Here is a 26494-nt window from a genome sequence, read left to right as displayed (position 1 = left end):
ATGTCTCATACCCAACACCGTGAGACACCGTCCAGGTGTCTACTGCTTCGACCCGTTCTGCCCGTATTGGCATGTCTCGCAAATCTATCTCACGCAATTGTCTCAAGAACTTGTCTTACGAGACACACCTATGAGACAGTGCCTCTGTCGGCACTTGGCCGACGGGCCCGAGAGGACGAGAAGGATGACCCCAAAGGGAACCAGCCGCAGAGCGGCAAACACAGCTCAGGCCGGGGGCGTGCCTCGTTACGGGCACCCCCGCCCATCGGGCAACAGGCGTGTCGGAGGCGAACGGAGATGACGAGCCTTGGCTACGCCCGCGTCAGCACGCTCTCCCAGACCCTCGATCAACAAGAGGACGCGTTGAAGGCGGCAGGAGTTGAACGCATCTACTCGGACAGGATGTCAGGCACCCGGGACGACCGTCCCGGCCTCCTCGCCCTGCTCGACTACGCACGAGCCGGCGACACCGTGACGGTCGTTGCACTCGACAGGCTCGGCAGGTCGCTGACAGGAATCATCCGGACCGTTGATGACCTCCAGTCCCGAGGAATCGTGCTGCGTTCCCTCCGGGAAGGAGTGGACTACTCGACGGCCGTCGGGAAGATGGTCGCCGCCATCTTCGGTGCTCTCGCCGAGTACGAGCGAACGCTGATCCTCGAACGAGCATCGGCAGCGCGAGACGCTGCCAAGAAGCGCGGCAAGCCGTTGGGTCCAGCTCGGAAATTCACGGACCGGCAGGCCGCCACGGCGCTGCAAATGCGCCGGGACGGTAGGAGCATTGCCGAGATCATGGGCATGCTCAAAGTTTCACGAGCCACGGTCTACCGCGTTTTTGATCAAGCCGAACAGGCAGAAGCACTGCAGGAGGCGAGCAGGGCCTAAATCTCAGGCCCCGTTCTTTCTCTCCGGTACCTAGACCCTCGGAAGGATATTTCGCAGCCTGGCGGATTACCGTGAATGCGGGAATCGGGTCTGTGCACGTACACGTTCAAGTACGCAGGCCACCTCACCATGGCCCCCTCGTCCGTAACTGAGCATTTCTGCCAAATTACTGACCGATTGGTTGGTAACCCCTCCCCTCTTCGGGCTACCCCTCAGACAGGCACGTGCTATCCCTCCTCGGTTCGATGTCTACCCCCTCGAATCGCGCACGCGCGCTGATCGGCGCTTGCGGTCGTAGTTCATCCGCAACAGGCTGATGATGAGGAGATAGCCGGTCGCTGGGAGGAACACCAGCTTGAGCGTCGTCCCCCCGGCCCAGCGCCGCGCGGGACGGCTCACGCACTGCTGAGTCACGGCTGGTGTTCCGGCGTTCAATGCGGGTAAAGTTCGCGTATGAAGTCGAGTACCTGGGGCGTGTGGGGCGAACGCTTGGGCAGTGCGACCCTAGCGATCGCGTTCTTGACCCCACTTGCCCTACTGCCGACGCTGAGCGAAAACCCAACCCTTCCTGCCAAGGCGCTCGCCATACTCGCCGTGGCCGTCCCCCTCGCGCTGCTGGCCCTCGTGGCACCACTTGCGGGAGCTCGTCGTCGCGATGTCTTCTGGTGCGTAGTGCCGCTCTGGGGTGTGCGGACGGCTTGGGTGTTCGGAGGCGCACTCGTCCGCCTTTCACGAACACACCGATGGACGGCGGCCGACGCGAGCGATGATCCGGTGGCAGCAGGGGTGTAGTCATACCGAACACGCCGGTCGACTGATGCGGGGTCTCGCATATCGGCCGGCTGTCCAAGCAAGGGATGCGTTCGGCGACCAGGACGGGTAGCCCACATGCGAGGGCTCCTAGCTGGTCACGACTGACACGACGCCGGTCACGATCATAATTGGCCCGATCACGGCCATGAAGAAGCGAAGAATGCGCGGGTCGCTTCCTGTCTTGCTGTTGGCCCGCGCCATACGTCCCTCCGGTCGGAGCAACATTGTCAGTCCGCCCGCACCCACGACGATGCCGAGCCCGATGAGCAGGAGTCCGCCAGCCATCGTCATTTACCTCTGCGGTTTCTGCCGAATAGGAACCAGCCCGTCAGGACTACAGCCCAGCACACGATAAAGCTGATTAGAACGGGAAGCCCTCCCCCGTGGTGTGAAGACGCAAAGTGCAGCGTGGGTCCGGTCATGTCAGGGCTCGACTTCGCTAGTGGGTAGTTCGAGCCACTGTAGAGGAGATCGCGGCCCGTCTCCGGCTGATCCGCACGTCTGCCCGCTCGCCAGCGGCCATGCCCACCCACTACCGCCGCGCTTCGTACGCAGCGGCTGCAGCTATCCGCGAGCTCTCGCACCGTTCCCCCACGGCCGGCGTGCTCCTGCGGCGCATAACCCCGCGAGGGTACCTCGGACCTGGACTGGCTTACACAGGTAGGGCAATTTGTTGCGGACCCCTCGTCATCCAAGCGGGCACCAAGCTCATGAGCCCCCCGCTGACGACCGCAGATGAGTACAAGGCCGGCGATGCGGGACGACGGCGTAAACACGGCCATGTAAAAGCGTACCCACAAAGACGCAGTTGCGCCGGTCGGCCGACGAGGCGGCGCGCCGGGCTGTTAACTGACGTTTACGCCTAGAAGCGTTGCGATACCGGCGTAAAGTAGGAATAGGCCAAAGATGAGGCACACGAGAAAGCTTAGCCGCGCTATGCGCACCTCGTTCCTAAACTCTTGGGCCGGATCTTTGTATCTTCGCCTGAAGACGCCCGGCCGAAATGACCCGACCGCGTCATTGTATTTTTCAGCAAAGCCTCTGAAGTTGAACACGCCGAGCACGCCCACTGTGATCATGCCTGGACCTAGCAAGAGTCCCAGCAGTAGCGTCGTTTGTCTGGACTCCATATAGGCTGCCGTTTCTTCAAACTTAGGATCACGCGCCGGCCGGCCTGCCGCCGGATGGAATCGACTCTCACGACACCCTGACTGTCCATGCGAACTTCATGTCAGGCCAATCCGGCTCTGGGCCGCATGGCAAGCACCTGAACCCGTTCTCGTCAGGCAACCCGACCCCGGTCGTGATAGTGCTTCGCACGAGGAACACGCTGCGCTCTCCCCCACATTGCCCCAAGATCGTAGAGCAGGTCGACCGCGCGGTCATGCTCCAGCGTCGAGTGACCCGTGCGGTCTGCGGCAGCGCGAGCGCGGCCTGGCTGCGCTCGCCCGGGGATAGCGACCGCGCGCCGGTCGGGTGGCGGGCTCGCCGCCGAGGCCGACCCTGTGCAGGCTTGAGAACCATCACGACAGCCGCCGAGACGGCAACCACATTTCAGGTGCCCACACGCGTGCTCGTCCCCCTCAGACCTCGCATCATGGGGATGGTCCCCGACGTGACGACGAGGCGTGCGCAACAAATTGCCCTACGGTTCCAATGCTCAAGCTGCGGCTGAGGCTCGCGGCCAAGTTTGTCGGTGGGGTGGGCGGCGTTGCGGCCTACCATCTCCAGCCTGCCAGGCGCAGGAGGGGGTCTCAGCCCGAGCAGGGTTTGCCGTACGCCGGGGCCATGACATCAGCTCAGGTCTTCAGGTGCGTCCACTGGTTGATGATGTCGCGGTAGGTCGAGCTCACCCATAGCTGCTCGCCCTCGATTGCGATCTCGTCGAAGGATTGAGGCTTGGAAATCTTCACATCAAGGTCAAGGTCGAGGACGCGGAAATGACTTAAAGAGTGCGTAGACAGCTTGGCGTTCGGGATCGCCCCAGTATTGGCAGACCAAAGCTCCAACCCATCTTGGGTATGGGCGAGGATCCGAGTCGGGATCGCGAAAGCGATCGGATCAAGGACAAACAGGCGGCGCCATCCTAGGGCAGGTCGGGGTCCGGCAAATCCGGAGATCGCCTCCAACGCGTGCACGCCAGCCATCTCGCGCAGACGACGACTCAACACATCGCTGGGCGTGCTCCACGCCTCCTGCTTCGCCACCGCCCAATTCTGTCATGACCATACGACCGCGCATGGCGCCCGCACGAACGACGAGGCGTCCGCAACAAATTGACCCACGGTGGGGTGTCGAGTGTTCGGCATGGTCTGCTAGAGCAAGCGTCCGGTCTTGTCTGAGCCCCTGCAAGCCGGATGGCTCCGTGAAGCGCGCGTCCGCTCATGCCGATGACCGCGCGTTCGTCACGGGCCTCGCTGCCAGAGACCGCATACGGCTGTTCCGGCTCAGATCACCTCATCTGGCATGCTTGCTCGATGGTTGGTCCTCCCGACATTCGTAGCCGATCGATGCAGATCGTCGGTCTGCTCTGGCTGTTCTTCCTCGCCGTCGGGATGTTCGTCGCCGCGACGGGGTCAACCGTGCACCTCGTGATCGGCATCTTGGACGGGATTGCAGCAGGCACCTTGGCGTGGCGCTCGTTCTGGAATGGCATCTGGCTCAGCGGCACTGGCCTGACCGCTCGTGCGGACCGCTTCACTCGTCACCTGCAATGGTCCGAGATACAGCGCTTCGAGTTTCGGGGTCTGGCGGGACTCGGCGCATATCGCTCCGATGGAAAGTGGGTGCGGCTGCTCGACTTTGGCGGCGTCCGGCCGCACATTGAGGCTGAGGGCGCAGCACAACTGCTAAATGAGCACCTCGCCGCATCCAGGCACTCCGACGCCGCCTAGCCTGAACGCACGCACGTGCCGCGGATAGTGCGCGATCGTGCCGATGACAGTGCTTCTGCGATGATCGGTCAGTGACCCGATCTGACGACATCGCGAGCATGCCTGAGGCTCGCCGCGCCGCTGCGATCTGGCTGGATAACGGCGAGGTCATGTGGCCCTTCGCGAGGCCGACAAGGCGGTCAACGCGCTCGCCGACGCGGGACACGTCGTGCTCGGTGTAGACGCAAGGGAGCCGAGCAACGCCGATACGGCCGAAGTCCCGATCAGCATTTACAAACCGTCGGGTCAAGATGACGTCGAGCGTGGTCGACGGTCAGCCCTGGCTGCGATCTCGCGAGCCGAGATGGTCTCAGGATGGACGCGACCGCATCTACTGCTCACCTGGCGCTAGCCAGACGCACTCATCTGCCGAGTTGGGTGAGTTCAAGTGAACGTCCAAACAGGTCTGCGGGGCGCTCGATAGCGTCCGACTCTGCAGCGAGTTGCGCGTCGGCGCTGCGGAACGCGCCCTGACACCATGCTGGTGTGGATGAACTGACTGCCGATGCCGCGATCATCCTTGGCGGCTGGGACGCCCGCTGCGCGGTCACGCTCGCCGTGGCGTCGGCCGGCGACGTCGCCGCGCGGCACGACAGCGCGGATGGCCGCCGATCGCCGCCAGAATCGCGAGGTTTCCAAGATCATCCGATCCATCCGCAGATCGGCATGAGCGGACAAGGTTCACGAAGCACTGAGGCGTGAAGCGGCTCGTTCGACGTCGGACGATGACCTCTGCGACTCTCACACAAGGCGAAGGTCTCCCGCCAACGGATTGCCGCTGCGTTCCGCGCGTCTCCCCTATGGTTGCAAGCCTGCGCCAGTCCAGCCCGCCGCTGCTCGTGCGGACGCGGAGCCTCCTTCGACGAGGCGACCGACAATACGCGCAGATCGCGCATCGGAAGCGATGGGTTGAGGGGTCGGCCAAAGTGCCCCCCCTGCCGTCCTGCGTGGCGATTCCGGCACACACCAGCTAGCCACACCTAATCTGAGATACTTCTGTGCGCGGCTAGATCTGGCTATCAGGGGGACACGATGAAGGCACCGCTCAAATGGTGCGCACTCGTGCCCATTCTGCTGACGGCGGTACTTGCGACAGGGTGTGGGGGCAAGCCGAGCCTGGATGCCCCTGGCAAGGCCGCCTGCGAGAAGGTCAAGGAGGCCGGCGCGAGCCAGGACACGATCAACACCGTAGTGATCGAGATTGCTGCCATCGATCGGGCGGGAAAGTCCAGCGTGAAGGGCCTGCACAAGGCGGCGATCACCGACTCGCCGGCCACGCACCTACCGACCGACGACCCTGGCTATCAGAATCCAGGCGATGTTCAGTTCGCGGCCGTCAAGGCGTGGTGCAACAACAACGCGTAGGAGCCCGATAAATCATGCCAGATGACAAGACTCAGCGATACACGCTTCCTCCCGCATGGATCGTGACGATCGTTGCCGGGCAGGACGGCACCGCTGGCGTCCGCGCAGCAGGTCCGTTTGACAGTCGAGAGCTAGCCGAGACATTTCGCAATCGCCTCGCCGCCGCCTGGGTGCATGACATCACCGAGGACGATACCGAGGAATGGCCCCGGATCGAGGTCGTCCAGTTGGAGGCGACTGAGCGCCTAGAGGCGGTCGTGATCAGTGAGACCGCTTGAGGTCGGCAAGCGCCGACGTTGAGCGCTGTGGGAGACGTTGAGCTGTCCAAGTCGCCGGACGCGCACCCGCGCGGCCGTCGGCAAGCTGGTGACGTCGGCAAGCCTGTATCGGCGATAGCCGTTGAACGCCTGCCGAACTTCGACCAGTCCCTCGGCAACCAGCACACCCAGCCGGCGCTGACTGCAGCCGCTCAGCTGCTCGGCGCGTCCCTGGCCGATCCAATCCGCCCCATAGACCGTGTCCAGGTCATACTCAGCCACGATCCGCTCGACTGAAGCCGCGTCGTAGCTGGCCCACCTGCCCGGAACCCTCACGACGAAGCTCGGTGGCAAGTGCGAAACCGACGGGCGGCTGATCCGTAGCCGGTGTGCAACCTGATCGGTACTCATGCATTGAACCACCGGAGATGCCCAGTCAGGCACGGGCCGTGTTCGGGCGGCCCGGCTGGGGGCAAGCATTCGCGATGCGCTGTTCTCGGTCCACGAGGAGGCCGTTCGTGGACGTAGCTCGGGATCGGCGTTGAACTCTTGCGCGATTGCCCGCCACGTGAGGCCGTCGCGCCGCAACTCGGCTGCCCTCGCGATGACGCGTTGTTCGCGGGTGTCTGGTACACCGCGAGCCACTTCGCCGAACGATCCCCTGCCACTTATCCATTGCCCTTTCACCTCGATTCGGCGTCGCCGACCGTCGGACATGCGCTTGACGATCATCGCCCGCTCTAGCTGGGCGAATACCCCGACGATCTGCCGCATCGCCGTCCGCATCGGGTCAGACGGGTCGTCTTGGAGGACCTCGCCATCGTCGGCGGTGAAGACACATCCGCCGTTGTTCCAGACCACGGCAAGCAGACCCTCCTGGATGGTGAGACCGCGCGCCAACCGGTCCAGCCGTGCCACGATCAAACCGTCAACAGCCCCGGAGCGGATGAGGTTGAGCGCGTCGGTCAGCGCTGGACGTTGCGCCGATTCCAGCGAGCCAGACACGGCCACGTCCTGAAGGATGTGGCCGATGAGGTGACCGTCGATCTCGCACCGACGCTCGATCGCATTCCTTTGAATCTCCAGGCCGTACCCCTCTGCTTGGATCGCCGAACTGACTCGCAGGTACGCCACAAGGTTCGCCATGTAGACAGCATCCGCGTGCCTCAGTCACTCGCGGGAAGTCTCCGCTCCGGCTGATCGACGTTCGTCGCTACCGGGCATCGAATCGCTTTGACAATGGCAGATCCTAAAGGGAGCCCTCACCCATGATCCTCCGCTTGATCAGCAGCCAGTCGACTCGTCGGGAGACTTTCCCAGTGGGCCAGCGACCGTGCCGCCCAGTCGGGCAGGCCATTTGGAGTGTTGATCTTCGGTCTTGTGCCGGGAGGCACGTAGCCAAACCGATTGGACCAATGGGCGTATGTGGCTGCATCAAACGCCAGCGGTGGTGGCCAGACAAGACGGGTTCCTCTGTTGGGCCAGATCCTGTGAACGAGGCCCGCCCTTTCGGCCTTGCTGATCATGACCCGCGCATCGATTGCGGGCTGACCACCTCTCAGCGGGTCTCTTCGCATCCAGAATAGGACTGCGAACAAGTGGTCAAAGCTCGCCAGGTGGCAGCTGCTACCCGCCGGCAGGAGCCATTGGCTTTCCCGCGCCTCCCGGGTGAAGCTCTCTGGTATTGCCCTCATAACCGCCTGCTCACGTCGAAGGTTCGCATCTTCGATGCAACCGAGCCAGATCCGGGTGCCGGCGGGCAGGACTAGCCCCTGACGGAACGTCCGCATGTCAGTCAGTCCGATGAACGGGTCCATTCCATCTGGGTAGTGCGGCCATAGGGCCATCAGAAGGGACAGCTTCGTGAAATACGCGGCGAGATTCGTCTGATCGGTAACGTCGAGTGTCACCGAGTCGGCCTGCATCAAACTGGTGATGATCGGCCTGCAAGGAATCTCAAGCGTTTCATTGAAATACGAGTTGCAGGCGACGCAGAGAAATATCTTCACCGGTGGAGGGACGTCGCGGTGTGGCGTCTTTTGCCAGTGCGCGAACATCCATTGAGGCAGGACGTGCTCTTTCGACTTGCCGCCCGACCCACAGGTCGGGCATCGCCACTTGTTCGCCATGACCTGCCCTCGGAAGCGTGAATTCGCTTTGCGTCCGCCAGTCGCGTGGGCTCCGGCGGCGAGCAGCGTAGTGGTCGGTCTCAGCGGCTCAATACGCACACCGCGTAGACGGTTGTCGGGCCGTTCAGCTGAAAGTTGTTCGCCGCCCTGGGGTCGAATACTACGAACCATCCGTTGTAGTCCGTCAACTCGGCTGCCGGCCGGGAGGCACGGAGAAGATCACGCTTGGTCTCGTCAGCGACGAACGGTTGCTCGAAGCCTCCGCCCGTCATCGTCCAACCAGACGGGCAGAAGGCAGATCCGCCCAGGTTGTCGACCTGGCCTGAGACCACCATCGAGGTCAGTGCCGTCGGACGACACGAGACAGAGCCGGAGGCAGCGACAGCGACGACTGAGCTACCCACCGCACACGTGCCAACGACCCGACGTTGGAGAGCGGCAGAGTCGAGACCGTCCAGAAAGTCAGCGTTGAGGTCTGCCACCTTGACCCTGTTCCCGCTGACGGATAGTGGGGCGTGCCCCCTAGCTGCGTGCAGCCCAAGCGGTATCCCTGTTGTACTTATGAGCGAGGTGGCCCTCGCTGATCTGTTGCTCTGACCCAATAGGACCGATGTTGCTCCTGACGCACTCGCGACAGCGGCGCTAGTGAGGCAGAGAATTCCCGCCAGGACCAGGACGTTCACGAATCGCTGCATAGTCTCCCCCGATCGACCTGCCTGGCCCGGTTGCCGGAAGATCATAGAGATCATTGCGTGCGCGCACGCAGATCACCAGAGGCGAACGCGTCTCGTAACGAGCAGTGGCTCCGAGCCCAGCGGTAGTCGCGAGCCATTCGTATGGCCTACAACCGCACCGGACCTCGGTCAGCTACGTAGCGGGCAGCCCGATCTCCTTGGCCGCTTGCGACCCGTTTACCACTACCGAGTGGCCATTGAACTCGACGGTGTATGCCGTCTGACGAGCGACCGGGGGCATAGACCATCGAACGGCGCACATGAAGTCGCCGCCGGTTTGCTGAGCGGACTGCGCGGTCTGTATTTCTGACGTGTCCACTGTCCCTGCACCCAGCAGGGTGCCGTTAGCGCCCTGAACCACTACCTGGCCAAACTGCGGCGTACCCCGCAGCAGCAGCTCAGAGCAGACTCCGCGCGCCGCAGTCGGCTCGTACGGAAGACTCGTCTCTAGCGGGAAGGTCCTGCTATCGGAGGCGGACAAGTCAGGTGGCATTGACTCTGGCCAGAAGGCCCAGCCATGCAGCGAAACCATGCTTGTCGAGGCAGCCGCCTGATCCGACGAGGCGGCAGGCTTCGCACTACAAGACGACAGAAGCGCGCCAGACAGCGCGATCGTGAGCACAACTGCGGGCGCTGCTCCGCCGGCAACGCTACAACGCATCTGATCCTCCGACCAACGGCGGCACCCGCCTGGATGCGTGCCTTCTGTCAGGATCGTTCACCACCCGGGAATTGTCCACAAAGGCTGGAAACCACCCTCGTTCTGGGCAACGTCGGGGCAACAGCAATCTCTCCCTCCGCCAATCGGTTCCGTCACGTTCCGTGCTAGTCCGGCACCGAACCGCCCGAATTTGCTGGGCTAGGCCCACCTGGCCATCAGGTCCGGAAGTAGCCGGACAGCAGGGGAAAGAACTCCTAAGCCGGGCGTCGCAGGTTCAAGTCCTGCCGGGGGCACCAGTCGCAGGTGCCTATTTCGTTGCCGGATCGACCGGTGGTCCGGGCCGCGCGTTGGGATCAGTCCGCACATAGTCCGCCGAACGTCGCGCCGACTCCCGGACGCCGCTGTTCACGTCAGGGCGAGCGTCGCGTTCAGGCACGCTGAGTCGACCCGCGCACCTTGAGCTCGAACGCGGTGAACTTGCGGCGGTATCTCTTGCGTCCGACCTTGCCTTCAATCTGAAGCTCCAGCGCCGCCAGCGCACACTCCGCGATGTCCTCCAGGTCGGGGGCCAAGCTGGTGAGCGGCGGGTCGAGGTAGGCGCTCTGCTCGAGGTCGTCGATGCCTGCCACTGCTACCTGGGTGGGCACCACCACGCCGTGCTCGCGCAGAGCACGCATCGCGCCGATTGCCAACGAGTCGTTGAACGCGAACACGGCGTCCGGCAAAGCCCCGACACGTTTGTCCAGCAAGGTGTTCACGGCGTCATACCCACCGCTGGGCGACCAATCGTCGGTGGGCAACTCCAGCCGCCGACTCGGTTTGATCCCCCATTCGGACAATTCCTGCCTCGCGCCCTCGAAGCGCAGCGCCGCAGTCGCGCTCCCACCGAGGCCCAAAAGCGCGACCCGCCGGTAGCCCTCCCCCAGCAGGTGCCGCACAACCGTCCGAGCGGCAGCGACATTGTCGATGCCGACGTGGTCGCCGTGACGTGTCGCCGCGTGCTCACCAAGCAACACCAGCGGTACGTCCGGAGGCTCCTCCATCGAGGCACTGCTTGCGCTCAGGAGTACTCCGTCAGCGACCGTAGACAACGCGCCTTTCATCACTCGGCGCTCGATGTCAGGATCGTCCTCGGTCGTCTCGATCAATACGCTGAGATGTCGGCGGGCGGCGGCCCGGATAATCGCCTGAGCCACCTGTGCGAAGTACGGCTCGGCGAGCTGCGGCACCACCAGTGCAATCATGTTCGTCCGCCCGGACCGAAGACCACGGGCGACGTAGTCCATCTGATAGCCCAGCTCGTCCAGCGAAGCCTGCACTCGCTGGCGGGTGTCCTCCTTGACGTACACGTAGTCGTTGACAACGTTGGACACCGTCCGTACGGACACGCCGGCATGCTCGGCGACATCCCTCATGCGGACCCGCGATGCGCGCCGTTTCTCCACGACACGATGATGCCATGCAGCGTGCGCTGATGACGTGCGCGCGCTTTCTTGCATCGTTGCAGGAAATGCGCGAGACTGTGCGCCAGCCCTAAAGCAAACCTGCGGAGCGAGATGAGCGAGAGCCAGCACGACGGCACCTATCCCCGGCCCCAGCTGCGCCGCTCGGCTTGGCATTGCCTGGATGGGATATGGGCGTTCGCGTTCGACCCCGCTGATAGGGGGCGTCGTGACAAGTGGTTCTCCGCTGAGGCAGCACAATTTTTCGATCAGACAATCGTGGTGCCGTACCCGCCGGAAAGCACAGCCTCTGGTATCGGCGATCGGGGCCCCCACCGGGTCCTTTGGTATCGGCGAACGCTGAGCATCGCAGAGCTCGACTCGCTCGAATGCCCCGAAACCGGACGGTTTCTCCTACATTTCGGAGCCGTCGACTACGAGGCCGATGTGTGGGTCGGGGGGCAACATCTCGCCCGTCACGTCGGCGGGCAGTCTCCGTTCACCATCGACATCACCGACGCTCTCGACGAGAACGCCGACGAACACGCAATCGTGGTTCGCGCGCAGGACGATCCGGCCGACACCAGCCAGCCTCGCGGCAAGCAGACGTGGCTCGACGAGCCGTCGAAGGTCTGGTACGACCGGACCTCTGGCATCTGGCAGACGGTCTGGCTCGAAGCGGTGCCAGAGCTTCACATAACTGAACTGCTCTGGCGAGCAGATCCCGACGAAGGGATCTCGGCGACCGTCGAGACCGCCGGTCCGACCGATTCGGGCGCCACCGTCACCATCACCGTCAGCCTCGGGCAGCGGACCCTAGGCCACGCGGCTGCCACGCTCACAGGCCCGCGCACCGAGCTGGCCATCCCGCTGCGGGAAATGGCCAACGGCATCGACCGGGAGGACCTGCTCTGGGCTCCCGAGCACCCCGTTCTGCTCGACGCCGTCGTCACGATCTCCGGCGGGAATGGAGCGAGGGACTCGGCGGTGAGTTACCTCGGCTTGCGCCAAACCGGCGTGGGCGGTGGGAAGTACTTGCTCAACGGTCGACCGTACTTCTTCCGAGGCGTGCTGAACCAGGGCTACCGCCCCGACACGATGCTGGCCAACCGCGGAACCGACGAACTACGGGCAGAGATCGAACTCGCAAAGGCCATGGGCTTCAACGCGATGCGGATTCATCAGAAGGCCGAGGACCCGCGGATCCTGTACTGGGCGGACCGGCTGGGCATGCTCATCTGGTCCGAGATAGGCGCCGCCTACGAGTTCACCAGCACCGCGTTACAACGTCTGACCGAGGAATGGACCGCGCTGGTTCGGCGCGACCGCAGTCATCCGTCGGTCGTGGCGTGGGTACCGATCAACGAGAGCTGGGGTGTACCCAACCTCCGGACCGTATCCGCGCAGCGCAGTTTCATCTCCGCGATAGCGGCGCTGACCCGCGCGCTGGATCCCTCCCGCCCCGTCATGTCCAACGAGGGCTGGGAGCACGTGGACAGTGATGTGCTGGGCGTACACGACTACACGAGTAACCCTCTCGATCTGACGGCACGTTACGGCGACGCCGTGACCTTCTCCGCGCGTCTACGCCAGCCGAGCGATGCGGCCGCGGGCCGGGTCATCGCGCTCAGCGACGCGCAGCGGGACAAGTTCGACGCGGGTGACGCTCCGCTGATCATCAGCGAGTTCGGAGGCTTGTCGCTACGGTCGGGCGCCGACGCCTTCGCGTACACGCACGTCGGCTCTGACACCGAACTCGCGGCCCGGCTCGGAGATCTGTTCTCGGCCCTGCGGTCCAGTTCCGCCGTGGCAGGCTTCTGCTACACGCAATTGTTCGACACCGCTCAGGAGACCAACGGCCTCGCTGACGAACAGGGCCGTCCGAAGCTTGCGCTGGAGACCATCCGCTACATCGTCACGGGCGAGAAGGATCCGGACTGAGCCGGTCGGCACGCGATCCCGATCGATTGGACCGCAACCCGGCGCTATTTCAGCCCGGTGGTGGCAATCCCTTGAATGAACTTGCGTTGCACTGCGACGAACGCCAGCAGCATCGGCAGCATCGCCATCGTGGCGCCGGCCATGAGCAGGCCGTACTCGACAACGTGAGTGCCCGCGAACTGCGCGAGCCCAGCCGGCAGTGTGGCCATGTTGTTGTCGGTCGTGATGATCAACGGCCACAGCAGGTCGTTCCAGTTGTACATGAAGTGAAAAAGCCCAAGGGTCAGTAGGGCCGGGCGGGCCAACGGCATGACGATCGACCAATAGATTCGCAGCTCGCTCGCGCCGTCGATGCGCGCAGCCTGACTCAGATCGCTGGGCAGCCCGACAAAGAACTGCCGCAGAAAGAAGATTCCGAAGGCATTCGTGGCGCGAGGGATGATCATCCCAGGGTAGGTGTTGATCAGACCGAGGTGCGCAACCATCTGATACACCGGGATCAGCGTGATCTGCGGCGGCACCATCAGGAAGAGCAGGATGAGAACGAAGAACAGCCGTCGCCCCGGAAACTCCAGCCGAGCCAGCGCATAGGCAGTCATCGAGTCGAACAGCAGTGAGAAGATCGTGACCCCACCGGCGAAGACGACTGTCGAGCGCAACTCGTTCGCGAAGGGAATCGCCGACCAGATCTGGCGGTAGTTGACCAGCGTCCAGTGGGTTGGGATGAGGTCACTCGGGTGGGACAGGATGTTTCCCTCCGGCCGGACCGATGCGCCGAGCATCCACAGCACCGGCAGCAGCGTCATGAACGCGGCAAGGACCAGCGACAGATACAGCAACACTCGACCGGGCGCGCGACCGAGGCCGGACGGACGGGCGGTGGACGGCAAGGCTCGGGTCATCGTTTCGCCTGTCAGTAGTTGATCTCGCGACGGCTGAAGTACACGCGCTGCCCCAGACTGATCGCGAAAACGATCAGGGTGAGAGTCCAGGCCACCGCTGAGGCGTAACCGAAATCGAGGTCCTGGAAGCCGCGGCGGTAAATCAGGTAGGCCAAAGTTTCGGTGGAGAAGTAGGGCCCGCCGCGAGTGATCGAATAGATCTGGTCGAAAGCCTGCACGGACGCGATGGTGGCCATGATGAACACGAAGGCCGACGTGTTGGACAGCAACGGCCAGGTGATGCTGCGAAACTGCCGCCACGGCGAGGCGCCGTCCACGCTGGCAGCTTCGTACAGGTCGCCAGGGATCGTGGCGAGACCGGCGAGGTACATGACCATGTAGAAGCCGACGTTCTTCCAGATCCCGACGATCATGACGAAGACGAAGGCGATCGTCGGGTCAGCCTTCCCCTTGCCGAACGAAACTCCCAGCGGTGCCAGCCAGTGCGGCAGAAGCCCGATCGTCGGATCGAGCAGGAAACCCCAGGCGATTGCCATGACACCCAGCGAGAGGACCGCGGGGAGGAAGAGTGCAGCCCGGAAGAAGGCGCGGGCGCGCAGCTGACGATGCAGCATCAGGGCGAACACAAGAGCAAGACCTACGGTCGCCGGGGTAACGATCAGCGCGTACACGAGGGTGTGCAACAAGTCTCGGCGAAAGATCGGGTCGCCCACCATGGCACGGTAGTTGCCCAGGCCGACGAAGGTGGACGGCCCGAACTCCGAGCTCTCGTAGAAGGACAGACGGGCGGAGGAGATCAGCGGCCAGAGCAGGAACACTCCCATGATCAGCGCGGACGGTGCGATGAACAGGTAGGCACTGATGGTTTGATGGCGACGCAGGCTGTGCCGCAGCGGACGAGACCGCTGCGGCACAGACTGGGCTGCCTGGCCAGTCCCCTGCCCTTGGGCGAGTTGGGTCACTCCTGGCTCACTTCCTGCTAGCTACGACCTACCGGAATGGCCTCATCCACCAGTGCTGAGCATGCCCTGCACCTGGGTCGCCGCCTGGTCCAGCAACGAGCCCGTCTGGCCTGGATTGGCGATGATCTTTTCGATCGTCGGGTCATAGACGTCGTTCTGAATCGCCGCGAAGCTGGTCTGCCCCGGGGCCAATGCGCGTGTGGACCCGGCTTGGGCAGCGAATGCCGCCACGTCGGGGTTGGCAGATAGCGCCGAACCAGGCACGTTGGTGGTCACCGGCGGGAAGCCGGACTTCAACGACAGGTTCGTCTGACTGCTCTGCTGGGTCCAGTAGGCATAGAAGGTCGAGGCTGCTTTCATCTTCTCGGCGTTGGCCTTCGAGCTCACTCCGAGCACGGTGGTGACCCCGACGCTGGCGTTCTTGCCGTTCGGCCCGACTGGAACCGGAGCCAGCCCGTAGTCGATGCCGGCCGCCTTGTAGCCCGTGGTCGCCCACGGCCCGTTGACCTCCATCGCAGCCTTCGCGGATTCGATCAGCTTGTCCGCGTCTCCGCCGGTGAGCCCGGTGGGCGAGATGTGATTGTCGTGGATGAGGTTCGCCCAGTACTGAATGGCCTGCTTCGATCCAGCGTTGTTGAGCAACACATTCTTACCGTCGTCGGACAGGATGCCCCCGTCAGCCATCCACATCAGGATCGGCATCAGCTCAACGGTGTTGTTGGTTCCGATGGCCATGCCGTACTGCTTGGGATTGCCGCCGGTGCCGCCGGGCAGCGTGAGCTTCTTCGCGTCGGCGGCCCATTCGTCCCAGTTCGCCGGAGCCTTGCTGATGCCCGCAGCGCTGAACATCTTCTTGTTGTAATACAGCATGACCGGCGTGCTTTCGATCGGCACGCCGTACTGCTTGCCGCCGTAGATTCCAGCGTTCAACGCAGACGGGACGATCGTCGACTTGTCGACGCCGTTGGAGAACATCGAGTCGATCGGCTGCAGCACGTGCTTGCTGGCGTAGCCGGGCAATTGGTCACTGCTGATACCGACCAGATCGGGGCCTTTCCCGGCGCCGAAGGCAGGCAACAGTTTGGTGTACAGCACATCCCACGGAATCGGGTCAGAGGTCACCTTGATGTTCGGATGGGAGGAGTTGAACGAGCTGATGATCTGATCCACAGCAGCTTTGTCCGGGCCGGTGAGCCCGTTCCAGAAGCTGAGGTTTACGGCTCCTGTGCCACCAGAACTGCTGGCCTTGGATCCGGAACTGCTGCATCCGGCCAAGCCGGCTGCGGTTAGCACGGCGGCCATGACGGCCGCGGCGCCGCTACGCACAAGTCTCACTTCAGACTCCCTACCACTGTGACGTCCGATACAAGTGCCGACAGCTTGGCATATCTCTTGCATCGATGCAAGAATCTCGACACGGATCGCGGTAACACTGTTGCAACAACCAGATCAGTCGCTGATACACAGGCTTCGCGATCCACCGACACTGGCAGAGACCGTCGACGAAGGAGACTCAGCTCGTACCCGAGCCGTCGACCGCACAGAGAGCGAGCGAACCTTGATCACCAGTTCGACCACCCTTGATCCCGCCTTCGTCATCGCCCCGGTCCCTCCGCGGCTGTTCGGCTCCTTCGTCGAACACATGGGGCGGTGCGTGTACCAGGGCATCTTCGAACCAGGCGATCGCAACGCCGATGCCGACGGCCTGCGGCGGGATGTTCTGGAGCTGACCCGCGAGCTCGGCGTGAGCGTCGTCCGTTACCCCGGCGGGAACTTCGTGTCCGGCTACAACTGGGAAGACGGCATCGGACCGATCGCAGAGCGTCCGGTGCGGCTCGACCTGGCCTGGCGCTCGCTCGAGCCCAACACCTTCGGACTCAACGAATTCATGCGCTGGGTTGAGCAGTGCGGAGCTGAACCGATGATGGCGGTCAACCTCGGCACCCGAGGCGTGGCCGAAGCGGCCGCGCTGCTGGAGTACACGAACTTTGCGGGGGGCACCCGCTACTCCGATCTGCGAATCAAGCACGGCCGACGCGAGCCTTACAACATCAAGCTCTGGTGCCTGGGTAATGAGATGGACGGGCCGTGGCAGATCGGCCACAAGAACGCCGACGACTACGGGCGACTTGCTGCTGAGACGGGCAAGGCGATGCGCCTGGTGGACCCGTCCGTAGAACTGGTGGCCTGCGGGAGCTCACACCAGGGCATGCCGACCTTCGGCGCGTGGGAGGTGGCGGTGCTGGAGCACGCGTACGACCAGATCGACTACCTGTCGCTACACGCCTACTACAAGAAGAGCGGCGAAGATTTGGTGGGCTACCTGGCGTCGGCGGACGCAATGGACTCCTTCATCGACGGGGTCGTGTCTACCTGCGACCACGTGGCCGCGACGCGCCGAACGCGTAAGCAGATCAAGTTGTCCTTCGACGAGTGGAACATCGAGCATCGGCCTTACTGGCCCGAGGAGCACCAGGACGAGGCCTGGGCCACCGCTCCACGAATCGCCGAAGACGAATACAACGCAGAGGACGCCGTGGTGGTCGGCAATCTGCTCATCAGCTTGCTACGACACAGTGACCGAGTCGCGATTGCCTGCCAGGCCCAGCTGGTCAACGTGATCGCGCCGATCCGGGCCGAGTCCGGGGTGGACGCCTGGCGCCAAACCGTCTTCCACCCGTTCGCGCTGACCGCCCGGCACGCGCGTGGCGAGGTGTTGCGGGTCGAGGTTCGCTCCGACACGATCCTCGAGTCCGCAACGCGAGGCGACGTCCGCCCGGTCGACGCGACCGCGACCCGCAATCCCGAGACCGGCGACATCACCCTGTTCGTGGTGAACCGAGCCGACGCCGAGGCCGCGCTGTTCGAGGTGCTGCTCGCCACCGAGATCAGCCACCGCGTCGTGGAGCATCTCGTTCTCGGCGGGGAACGCCTTGACGACCGGAACACGCCCGAGAACCCGCAGCAGGTGATCCCTCGTTCGAGTAGTGAACATCAGATCGACGGACAGCTCGTGCGGCTAAACCTACCGCCCGCGTCCTGGACGATGCTCCGGCTCGAGCCGGCCCGGGGATGAGCGTCGTGCTGGAGACAACCGAGGACTCGCGCGGACGGCGCCCGTTGCCGCCGCTTGCGGCACACCGGCAGCAGCTGATCGACTCCGAGCTACGCCGTTTCGGTTCGGTGAGCACTCAGGATCTGGCCGCGCGCTGGGGACTATCGTGCAGCAGCATCACCCGAGACCTCACCCAGTTGGCTGCCCAGGGACGTTGCCAGCGAATCCGCGGCGGGGCCGTCAGGAGATCGCCAGGAGCACGAGCAACGTTCTAGCTAGCTCGGACAGGCCTGATGTCCGGGGTCTGGCCGTTCGCACCCTCCTAGAGTGCGAGTCGACTCAGCTGGTCGTCCACGCTGCTATCGGTCTCGAGCGCAACTTCGGCAGCCTGGGCCGCCAGCTCCGGTTCGCCAACGCTGGATGGTGGGTGGACACTAGGAGCGCGACGTCGACGATTCTGGCCGCGCTAGCCTGAGTGCGTCCGCACGCCGCGAGACCAAGAAATATTCAGACCGGAGGTAGCCACATGGTCAGCAAGTACCCAGACACCACTCCGGCAAACCCGTTCGGGCCGACCGAACTGTATGGTGCGTGTGAGGCCGCGGACTGCACTGCGGTCGCGCGGCTGACCTGCCGAGAGTGCTCCGGGCACTACTGCCGAGGCCACTCGCAGCACAAGCAGCACGCCGCATAGCGGCACCAGTAACTTGTGCCGCGCCCCGACTGCTGGTTCCAGGAGCAAGGTACCTATGGGCGAGTGAGCCTTGGTCTTCATCGATCAGCGACCGGTCGAGCGGGGCTTCCTGGTCGACGAGGTCCGCTTCGGGGCTCTGCTCGCCGGGATCGATGTCGTCTTGGTCGGTCCGGCTGACGCCCCCTCCTGGTACTCCCTCTCCGCGCGCAACTCGGTGTTCTGGTCCTGCAGATCCATGACCATCGCGATGCCGGTGAGGTTGAGCCCGGCCTCGAGCAGATCGCCGATGCGCCGCAGCCTCGCCAGGTCGTTGGCGCTATAGCGTCGGGTGCCCCCGTCGGTGCGCTCGGGCTCGAGCAGACCGCGTGCCTCATACGCGCGTAAGTTCTGCACCCCGGTGCCAACCAGCTCCGCGGCGACCGAAATGCCATACACACCCTGCGCGGGGTCCGGCTCTGTCTGCGCGGCTCCTGCCATCAACCGTTCCCTCTGCTGAAGTTCCATGCGATGCCCCTTGCATCAGCATGTTACCAGTGCTACAACAAATCTATAGCGCTCACCACAGATCAGTTCAGAGGCGGTCTGTGGCTCACAAGCATCCAACAGAACAGGAGCATGGAGGTGGACACGATGCTGATGCGCACCGACCCGTTCCGCGAACTGGACCGGCTCACCCAACAGGTCTTCGGCACCAACGGAACCCTCGCCCGCCCATCGGTGATGCCGATGGACGCCTGGCGCGAGGGCGAGAGCTTCCACGTCGAGTTCGACCTGCCCGGCGTCAACCCGGACTCGATCGACCTCGACGTCGAGCGCAACGTCGTGACCGTCAAGGCCGAACGCCCTGCCCGCGCCAGCGACGCCGAACTGATCGCGGCCGAGCGGCCGCGCGGAATCTTCAGCCGGCAGCTGATTCTCGGCGACACCCTCGACACCGAGCACATCAGCGCCAGCTACGACGCCGGCGTACTCACCCTGCAGATCCCGGTCGCCGAGCAAGCCAAGCCGCGCAAGATCTCGGTCACCAGCAAGGGTGAGGACCGGCAGGCGATCGACGCCTGACCCGGCAGGCACCGGTCATGCCCACCACCCGCCCACACAGCGAGACCGCGCAGCCGGTCGGCGAGCAGTTCCTCGGACTTGTCCTCGCCGACTCGGCCCTGCTGGCGGCCGAGTTCGACGCGATCATCGCCGCGGAATGGCCAGCGCCGCCAGCCGAAAGGCCTGGTCGCGACGCCGCTGGTCGGCATCCTGTCAGCGGACCGACCCGCCGCACAGCCGACCCCGTCCGGGGCCCGGGTTCCGGGCCCCGGCCCGCCGGAATCGACGGATGGGTCCGGCAGCGCTCACCGCCGATCCGACGGATGGGTCCGGCAGCGCTCACCGCCGATCCGACGCACGCACGACAGGCTCGGCCAGCGAACCACTATGGCGAACACAGCCAGCCGCCTCGATGATCGGTGCCGCCGGCGAACGCTCCGGGCCCCACGGCGCTTCACGGCGATTCACGGCGATTCCTAAGGAGACTAGATTCGATCCGCACCAGAACGATGCAATGACGAGACCAGATCGGGCGACATGACACGCTCCACCAGGCAGCCCGGGCCGAGACACGGCGATCGCGGCACCCTCGCCGGTCCCGCCGTCTGGTGCGCCACATTGGCCTTTTCCCTGTCGATCGCCGCGTGCACGTCGAACACGCAGCACCCCACCAGCTCATCCCTTCCGCCCACTTCAGCCGCACACCCGACCGCGACGAGTGCGTCACCCCGGCAGCCCACGAAGGCCCCCGCGCCCACCCGGGCCGTGTCGAACCCCGCCGGTCTGACTGATGCCCAGCTGGTCGGCCAGCTGTTCATCGGCTACGTCTACGGGTCCAGCGCGACCACCGTCACGGCAGCTCAAGGCGCGGCCAACCTGGCCCTCTACGGCGCCACAACCGGCGCCGAGGTCGTACGCCGTTGGCACCTGGGCGGGATCATCCTGTTCGGTCGCAACGACCTTGACCCTGCCCGGCCCGACCTGGCGAGCGGCAACGTCCAAGGCGCGGCCCAGATCGCCGCGCTGACCGCAGGCCTGCAACGGTCGGCCCACGCCGACTCCGGGGTGCGCTTGTTGATCGGCACCGACCAGGAGGGCGGCTCGGTGCAGCGGATCACCGACGGCGTTTCCTGGCGCCCGTCCGAGCTGAGCGTGGCCCAGGCCGGGACGGCCGCGTTGCTCTGCAGCTACCACGATCTCGGGCGGCAACTTGCGCGGCTCGGCGTAAACCAGGACTACGCCCCGGTCGCCGACGTCGTCCGCGCCGCGGGTGGGGTGATCGGCGACCGCAGCTTCGGCCCCGACCCGGCTCTGGACTCCCGCGACGTTCTCGCCGCCGTGTCCGGCCTGCAGATGGCGGGCGTGCTCGCCACCCTGAAGCACTGGCCGGGGCACGGCAGTACACCCATCGACAGCCACGCAGCGCTACCGGTCCTCACCGAAACCGCGACGCAGTGGCGGGCCACTGACCTACCGCCGTTCCAAGCCGCAGCTACCGTCGCCGGCAGCATCATGGTCGGCCACCTGGCCCTGCCCGCGCTCGATCCATCCGGCCAACCGGCAACTCTCTCGCCCGTCCTCGTCGGAAAGCAACTGCGTCAAGGCCTGCGCTATCACGGACTCGTTCTAACGGACTCCTTGTGGATGGCCCCGATGCTCCGATCGGGCACGCCAGGGCAAGTGGCCATCCGCGCCATCCAGGCCGGCGACGACATGCTTCTCATGTCCCCCGACCTGCCCGCGGCTTACCAGGCGATCGTGTCCAAGATGGAACGCGACAGAACCTTCCGAGCTCAGGTGCGGGCGAGGGTCCAGGATGTACTGAAGGCAAAGGCAAAAGTCGCTTCTCCGCCGAGGAGCACCGGAGCTTGCTAGTCGGAGCTGCTCGTACGGCCCGCTCGTCCGCGATCGGGACGACGAACCCGGTGGGCCCGAAGTCGAGCCACGGATCCGTACGTATCGCCAAGCCGCCCCAGCCACGTTCGCTACAAAGAAGGTCCTGGATGTCGACAGTTCGCTCATCGTGGCAGCGCCGAGGGTTCTGGCCAGCCAACCTGCTGCTTCTGCTTCTCGCAGTCCCGGTCACGATGGCGATTTCTGTCGCATTGTTCGGCCCGAAACATCCGAGCATCGGCGCCTCTTTCGGCATTGTGGGCGTCTACATTGCCAGCTACGTCAGAGATCGCAGGTTCTGGAAGCTCGCTCCCACCGAGCGCGCACTCGTTCGGACGAGCATGAGTACCGGCGTGCCCACGGGCCGTCCCGACCTCGACCAAGTCGCATTGGACCGACTCAATCGATCGGCCAGCAGCTGGGGTGCGGATCGAGTGGCCCTGCCGATCGCCGGTTTCATGCTGTTGCTGGTACCCGTCGTTGCTGCCTTCCGTGGAAGCGCATGGTGGCTTCTTTCCTTCGTCCCCGCAGTGATCCTGCTCGTGCTGCAGATCATCAAGCGGCGCAGCGGCGATCCAGCCCAGCGGGCGGCATCGCTCTACGCCGCGATCGGACACCCTTAACAGACCCTGGGAGCGGAGTGGACCCTCGCTGAATCCTGGCCGGCTGGAAACGAAGACCTCTGCGCCTACCCTGCATCGGTGTCGGCAACGGCACGCCGTCTGTGGCGACGAGAAGAGTCGTCATTTCTCACGCCGCCCCAGGGCGGTCGCCACTTTCGAGAGCAGCCACGTTGGCCCGAGCCACGGTCGGCGACGATCGCGCGTCGACGCCGAACGCCGCTCGCGGACCGAGTACACAACACCAACGACGATGATCGGCAGGCAATCAACGGCCTGTGAATCGACGCCATATCCGCTTTCCTGCAGCCGGGACGACGACGACCTGCTTCTGCCCGAAGCGCTCGACGGCTGCGGTCAGGCTGCCGAGATCAGCGTCCGTCGACGACAGAAGAAGGATCAGGTCCGAGCGGTATTTCCGACGTCGCACGCGGCCACCGATTCGGCCGAGCGGGCCCCGGGTAGGTACCGATGGCCCTGGCGGCAATTGCCGACCGGGGGCCGGGAGAAATGCCGCCATCTGCGTTGCCGGACGGTTGAAGGGCGCCGCGGGAAAGAGGGAGGTCACACGAACCCCTGCGATTTCGTCCCATCGGGCCGTGCGCTGGCCCCGAGCAGTGACTCCCTCGGCATCTATCCGCATTTCCCAGCCATGACGACGTCCGAGGATCAGCCCTATGGCTCCGATGATCAACGCCGCGGCGAACACGGTGATTCCGACGATCCCGAGCCATCGCGTCCGGCCGAACACGGTGTATCCGACGTAGGCGAGCAGGAAGCATCCGATTACGAGAAACTGCGGGCGCTGGCGTCGCCCTGACACGCGGATGATCAGGGCCGCATCGGAAGACTTCGTCATAGCGGGGTCTTACCCGGCGGTGCATCGGACCAACCCTCACCAGCCCACGGCCTCAGGGCGATCGAGGTTCAACTAGTCAATCCGGCGCCGTGCCCGGGGATGTCTTGAGGAGAAGCCGAATCCACGCATCGGTCAGCCAAGCGGCGAACTGGTCGGGACTCCAGGCACGCTCGCGCACGAGAAGGTCCCAGTATTCGGCGGCATTCATGCTCCAGATGACGTCCGCGACCTGATCGTCGGTGAGGTCGTCACGGACCTCCCCGGTACCACGCAGGTCGGCCGCGAAACGGCGCATGTTGGCTGCCCGACGTTGTGCGATCTCCTCCCACAGAGCGCCGCAGTCCGGGTCAGTTGCGGCGGCATCGCGCAGGGCGAGAAACACCGGCGCCAACCGTTGCTGGATCGCCGCGATCGCGTGGGCGTAGATGGTGAGCTTGTCGACGGCAGCGGGAGCGGCCGCGATCCGGCTGACGTAGTCGCGCTCATCGGCGGGCACCGCGTGATCGGTGCCTGAGATCGCCGCCTCGACGAGCTCTCGAAGCAATGCCGGCTTGCGACCAACCGTCGCGTAGATGGTGTCGGCAGCGACCTGGGCGTGGCCGGCGATATCGGCGATGGTCGTGGCCGCATACCCCTTGCTCACGAACAGATCTCGCGCAGCGGCGAGCACTGCGCGGCGAGTCTGCGCAGCTTGTTCCGCACGACGCGGCGAGTGATAGCTGCGCTTGCGCGTCGGCCGCGCCTTGACGCCCTCACCCATCAGCCGTACTGTCCCCTTATTCATCCGAATACCGTTCGGATCAATATATCAGGGGGCCGTGTCATGGTCTACGCCTACATCCAGGATGTGCCGATCGGTGAGGATCTCTACCGCCGCGTCATCGGCGAACTCGGCCCGGAGCCGATGACCGGACAGCTGCTGCACCTGTGCGTTCGCCAGCCCGACGGCCGACTGCGCTACATCGACGTCTGGGACTCCGAACAGTCGTGCGCGAACGCCTTCGAGGAACGCATCCACCCCGCGGTCAACGCCGCCTTCGGCGGACAGCGCCCGTCCGGTGAACCCGAAGTACACCGCCTCGACGTCCTGCACGCGACCGGAGCTCTGCTCGAACAGAGTTGGGCCTGAACCCTGGGCCGACGCGCGGATGGACGCGGCTCCTGATCTACCCGGCTAGCATTCGAACATGAGTTCGAAGCGGGACGGCGAGTGGCTCCCCAACATCTGCCGTAACGGCCACCGCCTGATCCCGCCGAACGTCCTGATCGCTTGGCTGCCCTGCGCGTGTCAGCCCGGACGCTCGGGGCACCGGACGGTCACCTGCCAGACCTGTGGCGCCGTCTGGCACAAGCCGCCCCACGTGGACGACACCCGGTCCGCACAGTGGTGGCAATGAGCCAAGCGCCGCAGGGCCTACTGGCAGCCGACTCCGTTGCCGTCCCGGTCCAGACCGTAGGGGTCGCTCCCGGTTACGTAGATCGGCCCGGTGACGTAGCGCGGGCCGTTGCCTGATCCGCCGGCACAGTCGACGTCCGGTCCGGGCGGGATGCAGGGTGAGTACCCCGGCGTGCAGTTCTGAGGGGCCGGGCTGGGGGCCGGCTTGGTCACGGTGATCTTGATCTTCACGCTACGGGCTCCGGCGTACTTGGCGTTGCCGGCGAACTTCCAGATGAACCAGGTGGTGCGACTGGGGCGCACTCCCACGCTCGTCCCACCGTTGCTGCTCGTGCGAGCGTCCTTCAGGCCGTGGAACGGACCGTTCTGGGCGTGGCTGTACAGCAGGGTGACCTTGGTATTCGCAATCGGCTTCGTGCTGGCCTTGACGCGCAGGTGGGTAAGAATCCGGAGCGACGTGCCCGGCGTGATCGAACGGGACTTCGTGATCGTCAACATCGACGCCTTCTTGGCCGGTGCGGGTGCCGCGGCCGGGGCGACGGTTGCCTGGGCAGGACCGGCCCAGAACACCAGTCCGAGCAGCGCAACTCCGACCAGCACCGCGAATCTGACACGGGTTTCAGCCACCAGGGACAACCTTTCGGAGACGACCGAGAACGGCACGGAGCCTTGTCGGTCGGCGAGGAGGAGAATCTGCCCCGATGGGACTTGGGCCGACACTAGCGTGGAACCGACCAAACCTGCTGTCCTGAAAGCCTTTGCCGCGTCGAAGGAGTTGCTCCAGATTCCAGGCGCTAGCGTGGGGCCCATGACGGTCGCCCGTTCGGTTCTGCTCTTCATCCTCGCCGCCGGGGCCGAGATAGGTGGGTGTTGGCTCATCTGGCAGGCGGTTCGCGACCATCGTCCCTGGTGGCTCGCCGTCGGTGGAGTGCTCGCGCTGGCTGCGTACGGCTTCGTCGCTACCGCCCAGCCGGATGCCGCCTTCGGCCGGGTACTGGCCGCCTACGGCGGGGTCTTCGTTGCCGGGTCCCTTGTGTGGGGCGTCGTCTTCGACGGGCTACGTCCCGCCCGTACCGACCTCATCGGCGCCGGCATCTGCCTGGTCGGGGTGGCGGTGATCATGTACGCGCCGCGCCACTGACCGCTCATACTCAGCGGGGTCGACGGCTGGGCAGCTGTGGCGGGGCACCGGTGAGGATCACCTCCTCGGCAACCTCGAACAGCTTGCGGTGGCTGGCTTGCGACGCCGACCGCAACAGGCTGAACGCGTGCAGTTCGTCCACACCCAACGAATGCATGAGTACGCCCAGCGCAATGCCGATCCGCTTGTTGGACTCCATGGCCCGCTGCAGGTTGGTGATCTTCTCAGCCCGTCCGATGGCGTCAAGGCTGATCGCCGCATGCTCGGCCAGGACTGAGGCGACGAGCATCCCGTGGTCGGTGAAGAAATCGGCCGTGCTGGACGCCAGCGTCAGCGCGCCGAGGTTGCGCTCGCCGACGTCGAGCGAGAATCCCGCCACCGACAACAGCGCGGGGGCCGGCTGGTGCTCCAGGTACGCCGAGAGGTTCGGCCATCGCGAGTCGGTACGGGTATCTACTACCGACATGGTGACCCGCAACTGCAGACAGTCCCAGGCCAGACCCTCGTGCAGGCGGCTCATGACCTCGGCAAACTGGCTCGCCCGCGGCGGATCGGTCGAGGCCACAGCGCGAATGGACGCAACGCCGCCCGAGTGAGCGGGCATCCAAACGGTCGCTACGTCCGCGCCGAGCAATTCGACGGCCAGCCGTACGATCCGGTTCCGCACCTGCGTCAGACTCGCCAGCGCGAAAAGGTCACGGGCGATCTGGGCGAACAGGCGCGCGCCGTCGCTGGGATCGGATGGGGTCATCCGGATAAGGCCTCTCGAGA

General features: G+C 64.7%; 31 protein-coding genes. 16 read left to right on the top strand and 15 right to left on the bottom strand.

Features of this window, described 5'->3' with window-relative positions; all coding sequences use genetic code 11:
• Positions 1-297 precede the first annotated feature (297 nt).
• The gene (locus M6D93_RS04120; protein WP_249773092.1) at positions 298-885 is read left to right on the top strand and encodes a recombinase family protein; all 588 of its coding nucleotides are present in this window, start codon (positions 298-300) and stop codon (positions 883-885) included.
• A 249-nt stretch (positions 886-1134) separates the two neighbouring features.
• Here M6D93_RS04120 and M6D93_RS04115 read toward each other — a convergent pair whose 3' ends face one another.
• Positions 1135-1284: a hypothetical protein gene (locus M6D93_RS04115; RefSeq protein ID WP_249773091.1), complete on the bottom strand. Its 150-nt coding sequence runs from the start codon at positions 1282-1284 to the stop codon at positions 1135-1137.
• A gap of 54 nt (positions 1285-1338) precedes the next feature.
• Between M6D93_RS04115 and M6D93_RS04110 the strand changes: the two genes are divergently transcribed.
• Positions 1339-1677 (top strand): hypothetical protein, encoded by a 339-nt coding sequence (locus tag M6D93_RS04110; protein ID WP_249773090.1) that lies wholly within the window; start codon positions 1339-1341, stop codon positions 1675-1677.
• Between the two features lie 108 nt (positions 1678-1785).
• Here M6D93_RS04110 and M6D93_RS04105 read toward each other — a convergent pair whose 3' ends face one another.
• Both M6D93_RS04105 and M6D93_RS04100 read right to left on the bottom strand, forming a co-directional pair.
• Positions 1786-1983, bottom strand: a complete 198-nt coding sequence (locus tag M6D93_RS04105) for a hypothetical protein (RefSeq protein WP_249773089.1) — start codon at positions 1981-1983, stop codon at positions 1786-1788.
• A gap of 1514 nt (positions 1984-3497) precedes the next feature.
• Positions 3498-3905, bottom strand: a complete 408-nt coding sequence (locus M6D93_RS04100; protein ID WP_249773088.1) for a hypothetical protein — start codon at positions 3903-3905, stop codon at positions 3498-3500.
• A 270-nt stretch (positions 3906-4175) separates the two neighbouring features.
• On the opposite strand from M6D93_RS04100, the gene M6D93_RS04095 reads away from it, so the two are divergent.
• The 4 genes from M6D93_RS04095 (at position 4176) to M6D93_RS04080 (ending at position 6274) form a co-directional block, all read left to right on the top strand.
• Complete coding sequence (locus M6D93_RS04095) at positions 4176-4592, top strand: hypothetical protein (RefSeq protein WP_249773087.1); 417 nt, start codon at positions 4176-4178, stop codon at positions 4590-4592.
• A 525-nt stretch (positions 4593-5117) separates the two neighbouring features.
• Entirely contained in the window at positions 5118-5333 is a 216-nt protein-coding gene (locus M6D93_RS04090) for a hypothetical protein (protein WP_249773086.1), read from the top strand.
• A gap of 360 nt (positions 5334-5693) precedes the next feature.
• Positions 5694-5996, top strand: coding sequence for a hypothetical protein (locus M6D93_RS04085; protein WP_249773085.1), 303 nt, complete (start codon positions 5694-5696; stop codon positions 5994-5996).
• A 14-nt stretch (positions 5997-6010) separates the two neighbouring features.
• Positions 6011-6274, top strand: a complete 264-nt coding sequence (locus M6D93_RS04080) for a hypothetical protein (RefSeq protein ID WP_249773084.1) — start codon at positions 6011-6013, stop codon at positions 6272-6274.
• On the opposite strand, the gene M6D93_RS04075 is transcribed toward M6D93_RS04080, so the two are convergent.
• The 4 genes from M6D93_RS04075 to M6D93_RS04060 all read right to left on the bottom strand — a co-directional run bounded on the left by M6D93_RS04075 (position 6242) and on the right by M6D93_RS04060 (position 11351).
• Complete coding sequence (locus M6D93_RS04075; RefSeq protein ID WP_249773083.1) at positions 6242-7399, bottom strand: recombinase family protein; 1158 nt, start codon at positions 7397-7399, stop codon at positions 6242-6244. The two genes, M6D93_RS04080 and M6D93_RS04075, sit on opposite strands and share 33 nt — an antisense overlap.
• A 116-nt stretch (positions 7400-7515) precedes the next feature.
• Positions 7516-8262, bottom strand: a complete 747-nt coding sequence (locus M6D93_RS04070; protein WP_249773082.1) for a hypothetical protein — start codon at positions 8260-8262, stop codon at positions 7516-7518.
• A 200-nt stretch (positions 8263-8462) separates the two neighbouring features.
• On the bottom strand, positions 8463-8717 hold the full coding sequence (locus tag M6D93_RS04065; protein ID WP_249773081.1) for a hypothetical protein: 255 nt from the start codon (positions 8715-8717) through the stop codon (positions 8463-8465).
• 1488 nt (positions 8718-10205) lie between these two features.
• Positions 10206-11351 carry a LacI family DNA-binding transcriptional regulator gene (locus M6D93_RS04060; protein WP_249773080.1) on the bottom strand — a complete coding sequence of 382 codons (1146 nt, stop codon included), beginning with the start codon at positions 11349-11351 and terminating at the stop codon, positions 10206-10208.
• On the opposite strand from M6D93_RS04060, the gene M6D93_RS04055 reads away from it, so the two are divergent.
• Positions 11334-13160 carry a glycoside hydrolase family 2 protein gene (locus M6D93_RS04055; RefSeq protein ID WP_249773079.1) on the top strand — a complete coding sequence of 609 codons (1827 nt, stop codon included), beginning with the start codon at positions 11334-11336 and terminating at the stop codon, positions 13158-13160. The two genes, M6D93_RS04060 and M6D93_RS04055, sit on opposite strands and share 18 nt — an antisense overlap.
• Before the next feature lie 44 nt (positions 13161-13204).
• Here the strand turns inward: M6D93_RS04055 and M6D93_RS04050 are convergent, their stop codons facing one another.
• The 3 genes from M6D93_RS04050 to M6D93_RS04040 form a co-directional block, all read right to left on the bottom strand.
• Positions 13205-14062, bottom strand: coding sequence for a carbohydrate ABC transporter permease (locus M6D93_RS04050; protein ID WP_249773078.1), 858 nt, complete (start codon positions 14060-14062; stop codon positions 13205-13207).
• 11 nt (positions 14063-14073) lie between these two features.
• Positions 14074-14976 carry a carbohydrate ABC transporter permease gene (locus M6D93_RS04045; RefSeq protein ID WP_249773077.1) on the bottom strand — a complete coding sequence of 301 codons (903 nt, stop codon included), beginning with the start codon at positions 14974-14976 and terminating at the stop codon, positions 14074-14076.
• A 90-nt stretch (positions 14977-15066) separates the two neighbouring features.
• Positions 15067-16359 carry an ABC transporter substrate-binding protein gene (locus M6D93_RS04040; protein ID WP_249773076.1) on the bottom strand — a complete coding sequence of 431 codons (1293 nt, stop codon included), beginning with the start codon at positions 16357-16359 and terminating at the stop codon, positions 15067-15069.
• A gap of 223 nt (positions 16360-16582) precedes the next feature.
• Here M6D93_RS04040 and arfA point away from each other — a divergent pair, with 223 nt between their 5' ends.
• Positions 16583-18100, top strand: coding sequence for an arabinosylfuranosidase ArfA (arfA, locus tag M6D93_RS04035; RefSeq protein ID WP_249773075.1), 1518 nt, complete (start codon positions 16583-16585; stop codon positions 18098-18100).
• Positions 18097-18354, top strand: a complete 258-nt coding sequence (locus M6D93_RS19600) for a DeoR family transcriptional regulator (RefSeq protein WP_430667205.1) — start codon at positions 18097-18099, stop codon at positions 18352-18354. Before arfA ends, M6D93_RS19600 begins: the two co-directional genes overlap by 4 nt.
• 503 nt (positions 18355-18857) lie before the next feature.
• Here the strand turns inward: M6D93_RS19600 and M6D93_RS04030 are convergent.
• Positions 18858-19277 (bottom strand): MerR family transcriptional regulator, encoded by a 420-nt coding sequence (locus M6D93_RS04030; RefSeq protein ID WP_249773074.1) that lies wholly within the window; start codon positions 19275-19277, stop codon positions 18858-18860.
• Between the two features lie 126 nt (positions 19278-19403).
• Between M6D93_RS04030 and M6D93_RS04025 the strand changes: the two genes are divergently transcribed.
• The 4 genes from M6D93_RS04025 (at position 19404) to M6D93_RS04010 (ending at position 22330) form a co-directional block, all read left to right on the top strand.
• A complete protein-coding gene (locus tag M6D93_RS04025) occupies positions 19404-19835 on the top strand; it encodes an Hsp20/alpha crystallin family protein (protein ID WP_249774174.1) in 432 nt (143 codons plus the stop codon).
• Positions 19836-19852: 17 nt separating this feature from the next.
• A complete protein-coding gene (locus tag M6D93_RS04020; RefSeq protein ID WP_249773073.1) occupies positions 19853-20230 on the top strand; it encodes a hypothetical protein in 378 nt (125 codons plus the stop codon).
• Positions 20231-20579: 349 nt separating this feature from the next.
• On the top strand, positions 20580-21689 hold the full coding sequence (locus M6D93_RS04015; RefSeq protein ID WP_249773072.1) for a glycoside hydrolase family 3 N-terminal domain-containing protein: 1110 nt from the start codon (positions 20580-20582) through the stop codon (positions 21687-21689).
• Between the two features lie 128 nt (positions 21690-21817).
• Positions 21818-22330 carry a hypothetical protein gene (locus M6D93_RS04010; protein WP_249773071.1) on the top strand — a complete coding sequence of 171 codons (513 nt, stop codon included), beginning with the start codon at positions 21818-21820 and terminating at the stop codon, positions 22328-22330.
• 265 nt (positions 22331-22595) lie between these two features.
• Here M6D93_RS04010 and M6D93_RS04005 read toward each other — a convergent pair whose 3' ends face one another.
• Together M6D93_RS04005 and M6D93_RS04000 are read right to left on the bottom strand one after the other, a co-directional pair.
• Positions 22596-23186: a hypothetical protein gene (locus M6D93_RS04005; RefSeq protein WP_249773070.1), complete on the bottom strand. Its 591-nt coding sequence runs from the start codon at positions 23184-23186 to the stop codon at positions 22596-22598.
• Between the two features lie 76 nt (positions 23187-23262).
• A complete protein-coding gene (locus tag M6D93_RS04000; protein WP_249773069.1) occupies positions 23263-23970 on the bottom strand; it encodes a TetR/AcrR family transcriptional regulator in 708 nt (235 codons plus the stop codon).
• Between the two features lie 39 nt (positions 23971-24009).
• On the opposite strand from M6D93_RS04000, the gene M6D93_RS03995 reads away from it, so the two are divergent.
• Complete coding sequence (locus M6D93_RS03995; protein ID WP_249773068.1) at positions 24010-24315, top strand: hypothetical protein; 306 nt, start codon at positions 24010-24012, stop codon at positions 24313-24315.
• A 58-nt stretch (positions 24316-24373) separates the two neighbouring features.
• Complete coding sequence (locus tag M6D93_RS03990) at positions 24374-24583, top strand: hypothetical protein (RefSeq protein ID WP_249773067.1); 210 nt, start codon at positions 24374-24376, stop codon at positions 24581-24583.
• Positions 24584-24600: 17 nt separating this feature from the next.
• On the opposite strand, the gene M6D93_RS03985 is transcribed toward M6D93_RS03990, so the two are convergent.
• Complete coding sequence (locus M6D93_RS03985; protein ID WP_249773066.1) at positions 24601-25209, bottom strand: hypothetical protein; 609 nt, start codon at positions 25207-25209, stop codon at positions 24601-24603.
• Between the two features lie 181 nt (positions 25210-25390).
• Between M6D93_RS03985 and M6D93_RS03980 the strand changes: the two genes are divergently transcribed.
• On the top strand, positions 25391-25723 hold the full coding sequence (locus M6D93_RS03980; RefSeq protein WP_249773065.1) for a YnfA family protein: 333 nt from the start codon (positions 25391-25393) through the stop codon (positions 25721-25723).
• A gap of 10 nt (positions 25724-25733) precedes the next feature.
• Here M6D93_RS03980 and M6D93_RS03975 read toward each other — a convergent pair whose 3' ends face one another.
• Entirely contained in the window at positions 25734-26474 is a 741-nt protein-coding gene (locus tag M6D93_RS03975) for a GAF and ANTAR domain-containing protein (RefSeq protein WP_249773064.1), read from the bottom strand.
• Positions 26475-26494 lie beyond the last annotated feature (20 nt).

This window comes from Jatrophihabitans telluris (assembly GCF_023516435.1).
GTDB lineage: Bacteria > Actinomycetota > Actinomycetes > Mycobacteriales > Jatrophihabitantaceae > Jatrophihabitans_A > Jatrophihabitans_A telluris.
This window is presented reverse-complemented; position numbering and strand designations above follow the sequence as displayed.

Coding starts and splice junctions, on each gene's coding strand:
- M6D93_RS04000 (WP_249773069.1), bottom strand. CDS start 23,970: ATGAATAAGGGGACAGTACGGCTGATGGGTGAGGGCGTCAAGGCGCGG.
- M6D93_RS04010 (WP_249773071.1), top strand. CDS start 21,818: ATGTCGACAGTTCGCTCATCGTGGCAGCGCCGAGGGTTCTGGCCAGCC.
- M6D93_RS03975 (WP_249773064.1), bottom strand. CDS start 26,474: ATGACCCCATCCGATCCCAGCGACGGCGCGCGCCTGTTCGCCCAGATC.
- M6D93_RS04095 (WP_249773087.1), top strand. CDS start 4,176: ATGGTTGGTCCTCCCGACATTCGTAGCCGATCGATGCAGATCGTCGGT.
- M6D93_RS03980 (WP_249773065.1), top strand. CDS start 25,391: ATGACGGTCGCCCGTTCGGTTCTGCTCTTCATCCTCGCCGCCGGGGCC.
- M6D93_RS04105 (WP_249773089.1), bottom strand. CDS start 1,983: ATGGCTGGCGGACTCCTGCTCATCGGGCTCGGCATCGTCGTGGGTGCG.
- M6D93_RS04110 (WP_249773090.1), top strand. CDS start 1,339: ATGAAGTCGAGTACCTGGGGCGTGTGGGGCGAACGCTTGGGCAGTGCG.
- M6D93_RS04050 (WP_249773078.1), bottom strand. CDS start 14,062: ATGACCCGAGCCTTGCCGTCCACCGCCCGTCCGTCCGGCCTCGGTCGC.
- M6D93_RS04030 (WP_249773074.1), bottom strand. CDS start 19,277: ATGGAACTTCAGCAGAGGGAACGGTTGATGGCAGGAGCCGCGCAGACA.
- M6D93_RS19600 (WP_430667205.1), top strand. CDS start 18,097: ATGAGCGTCGTGCTGGAGACAACCGAGGACTCGCGCGGACGGCGCCCG.
- M6D93_RS03990 (WP_249773067.1), top strand. CDS start 24,374: ATGAGTTCGAAGCGGGACGGCGAGTGGCTCCCCAACATCTGCCGTAAC.
- M6D93_RS04020 (WP_249773073.1), top strand. CDS start 19,853: ATGCCCACCACCCGCCCACACAGCGAGACCGCGCAGCCGGTCGGCGAG.
- M6D93_RS04065 (WP_249773081.1), bottom strand. CDS start 8,717: ATGGTGGTCTCAGGCCAGGTCGACAACCTGGGCGGATCTGCCTTCTGC.
- M6D93_RS04055 (WP_249773079.1), top strand. CDS start 11,334: ATGAGCGAGAGCCAGCACGACGGCACCTATCCCCGGCCCCAGCTGCGC.
- M6D93_RS04120 (WP_249773092.1), top strand. CDS start 298: ATGACGAGCCTTGGCTACGCCCGCGTCAGCACGCTCTCCCAGACCCTC.
- M6D93_RS04075 (WP_249773083.1), bottom strand. CDS start 7,399: ATGGCGAACCTTGTGGCGTACCTGCGAGTCAGTTCGGCGATCCAAGCA.
- M6D93_RS04080 (WP_249773084.1), top strand. CDS start 6,011: ATGCCAGATGACAAGACTCAGCGATACACGCTTCCTCCCGCATGGATC.
- M6D93_RS03995 (WP_249773068.1), top strand. CDS start 24,010: ATGGTCTACGCCTACATCCAGGATGTGCCGATCGGTGAGGATCTCTAC.
- M6D93_RS04005 (WP_249773070.1), bottom strand. CDS start 23,186: ATGACGAAGTCTTCCGATGCGGCCCTGATCATCCGCGTGTCAGGGCGA.
- M6D93_RS04025 (WP_249774174.1), top strand. CDS start 19,404: ATGCTGATGCGCACCGACCCGTTCCGCGAACTGGACCGGCTCACCCAA.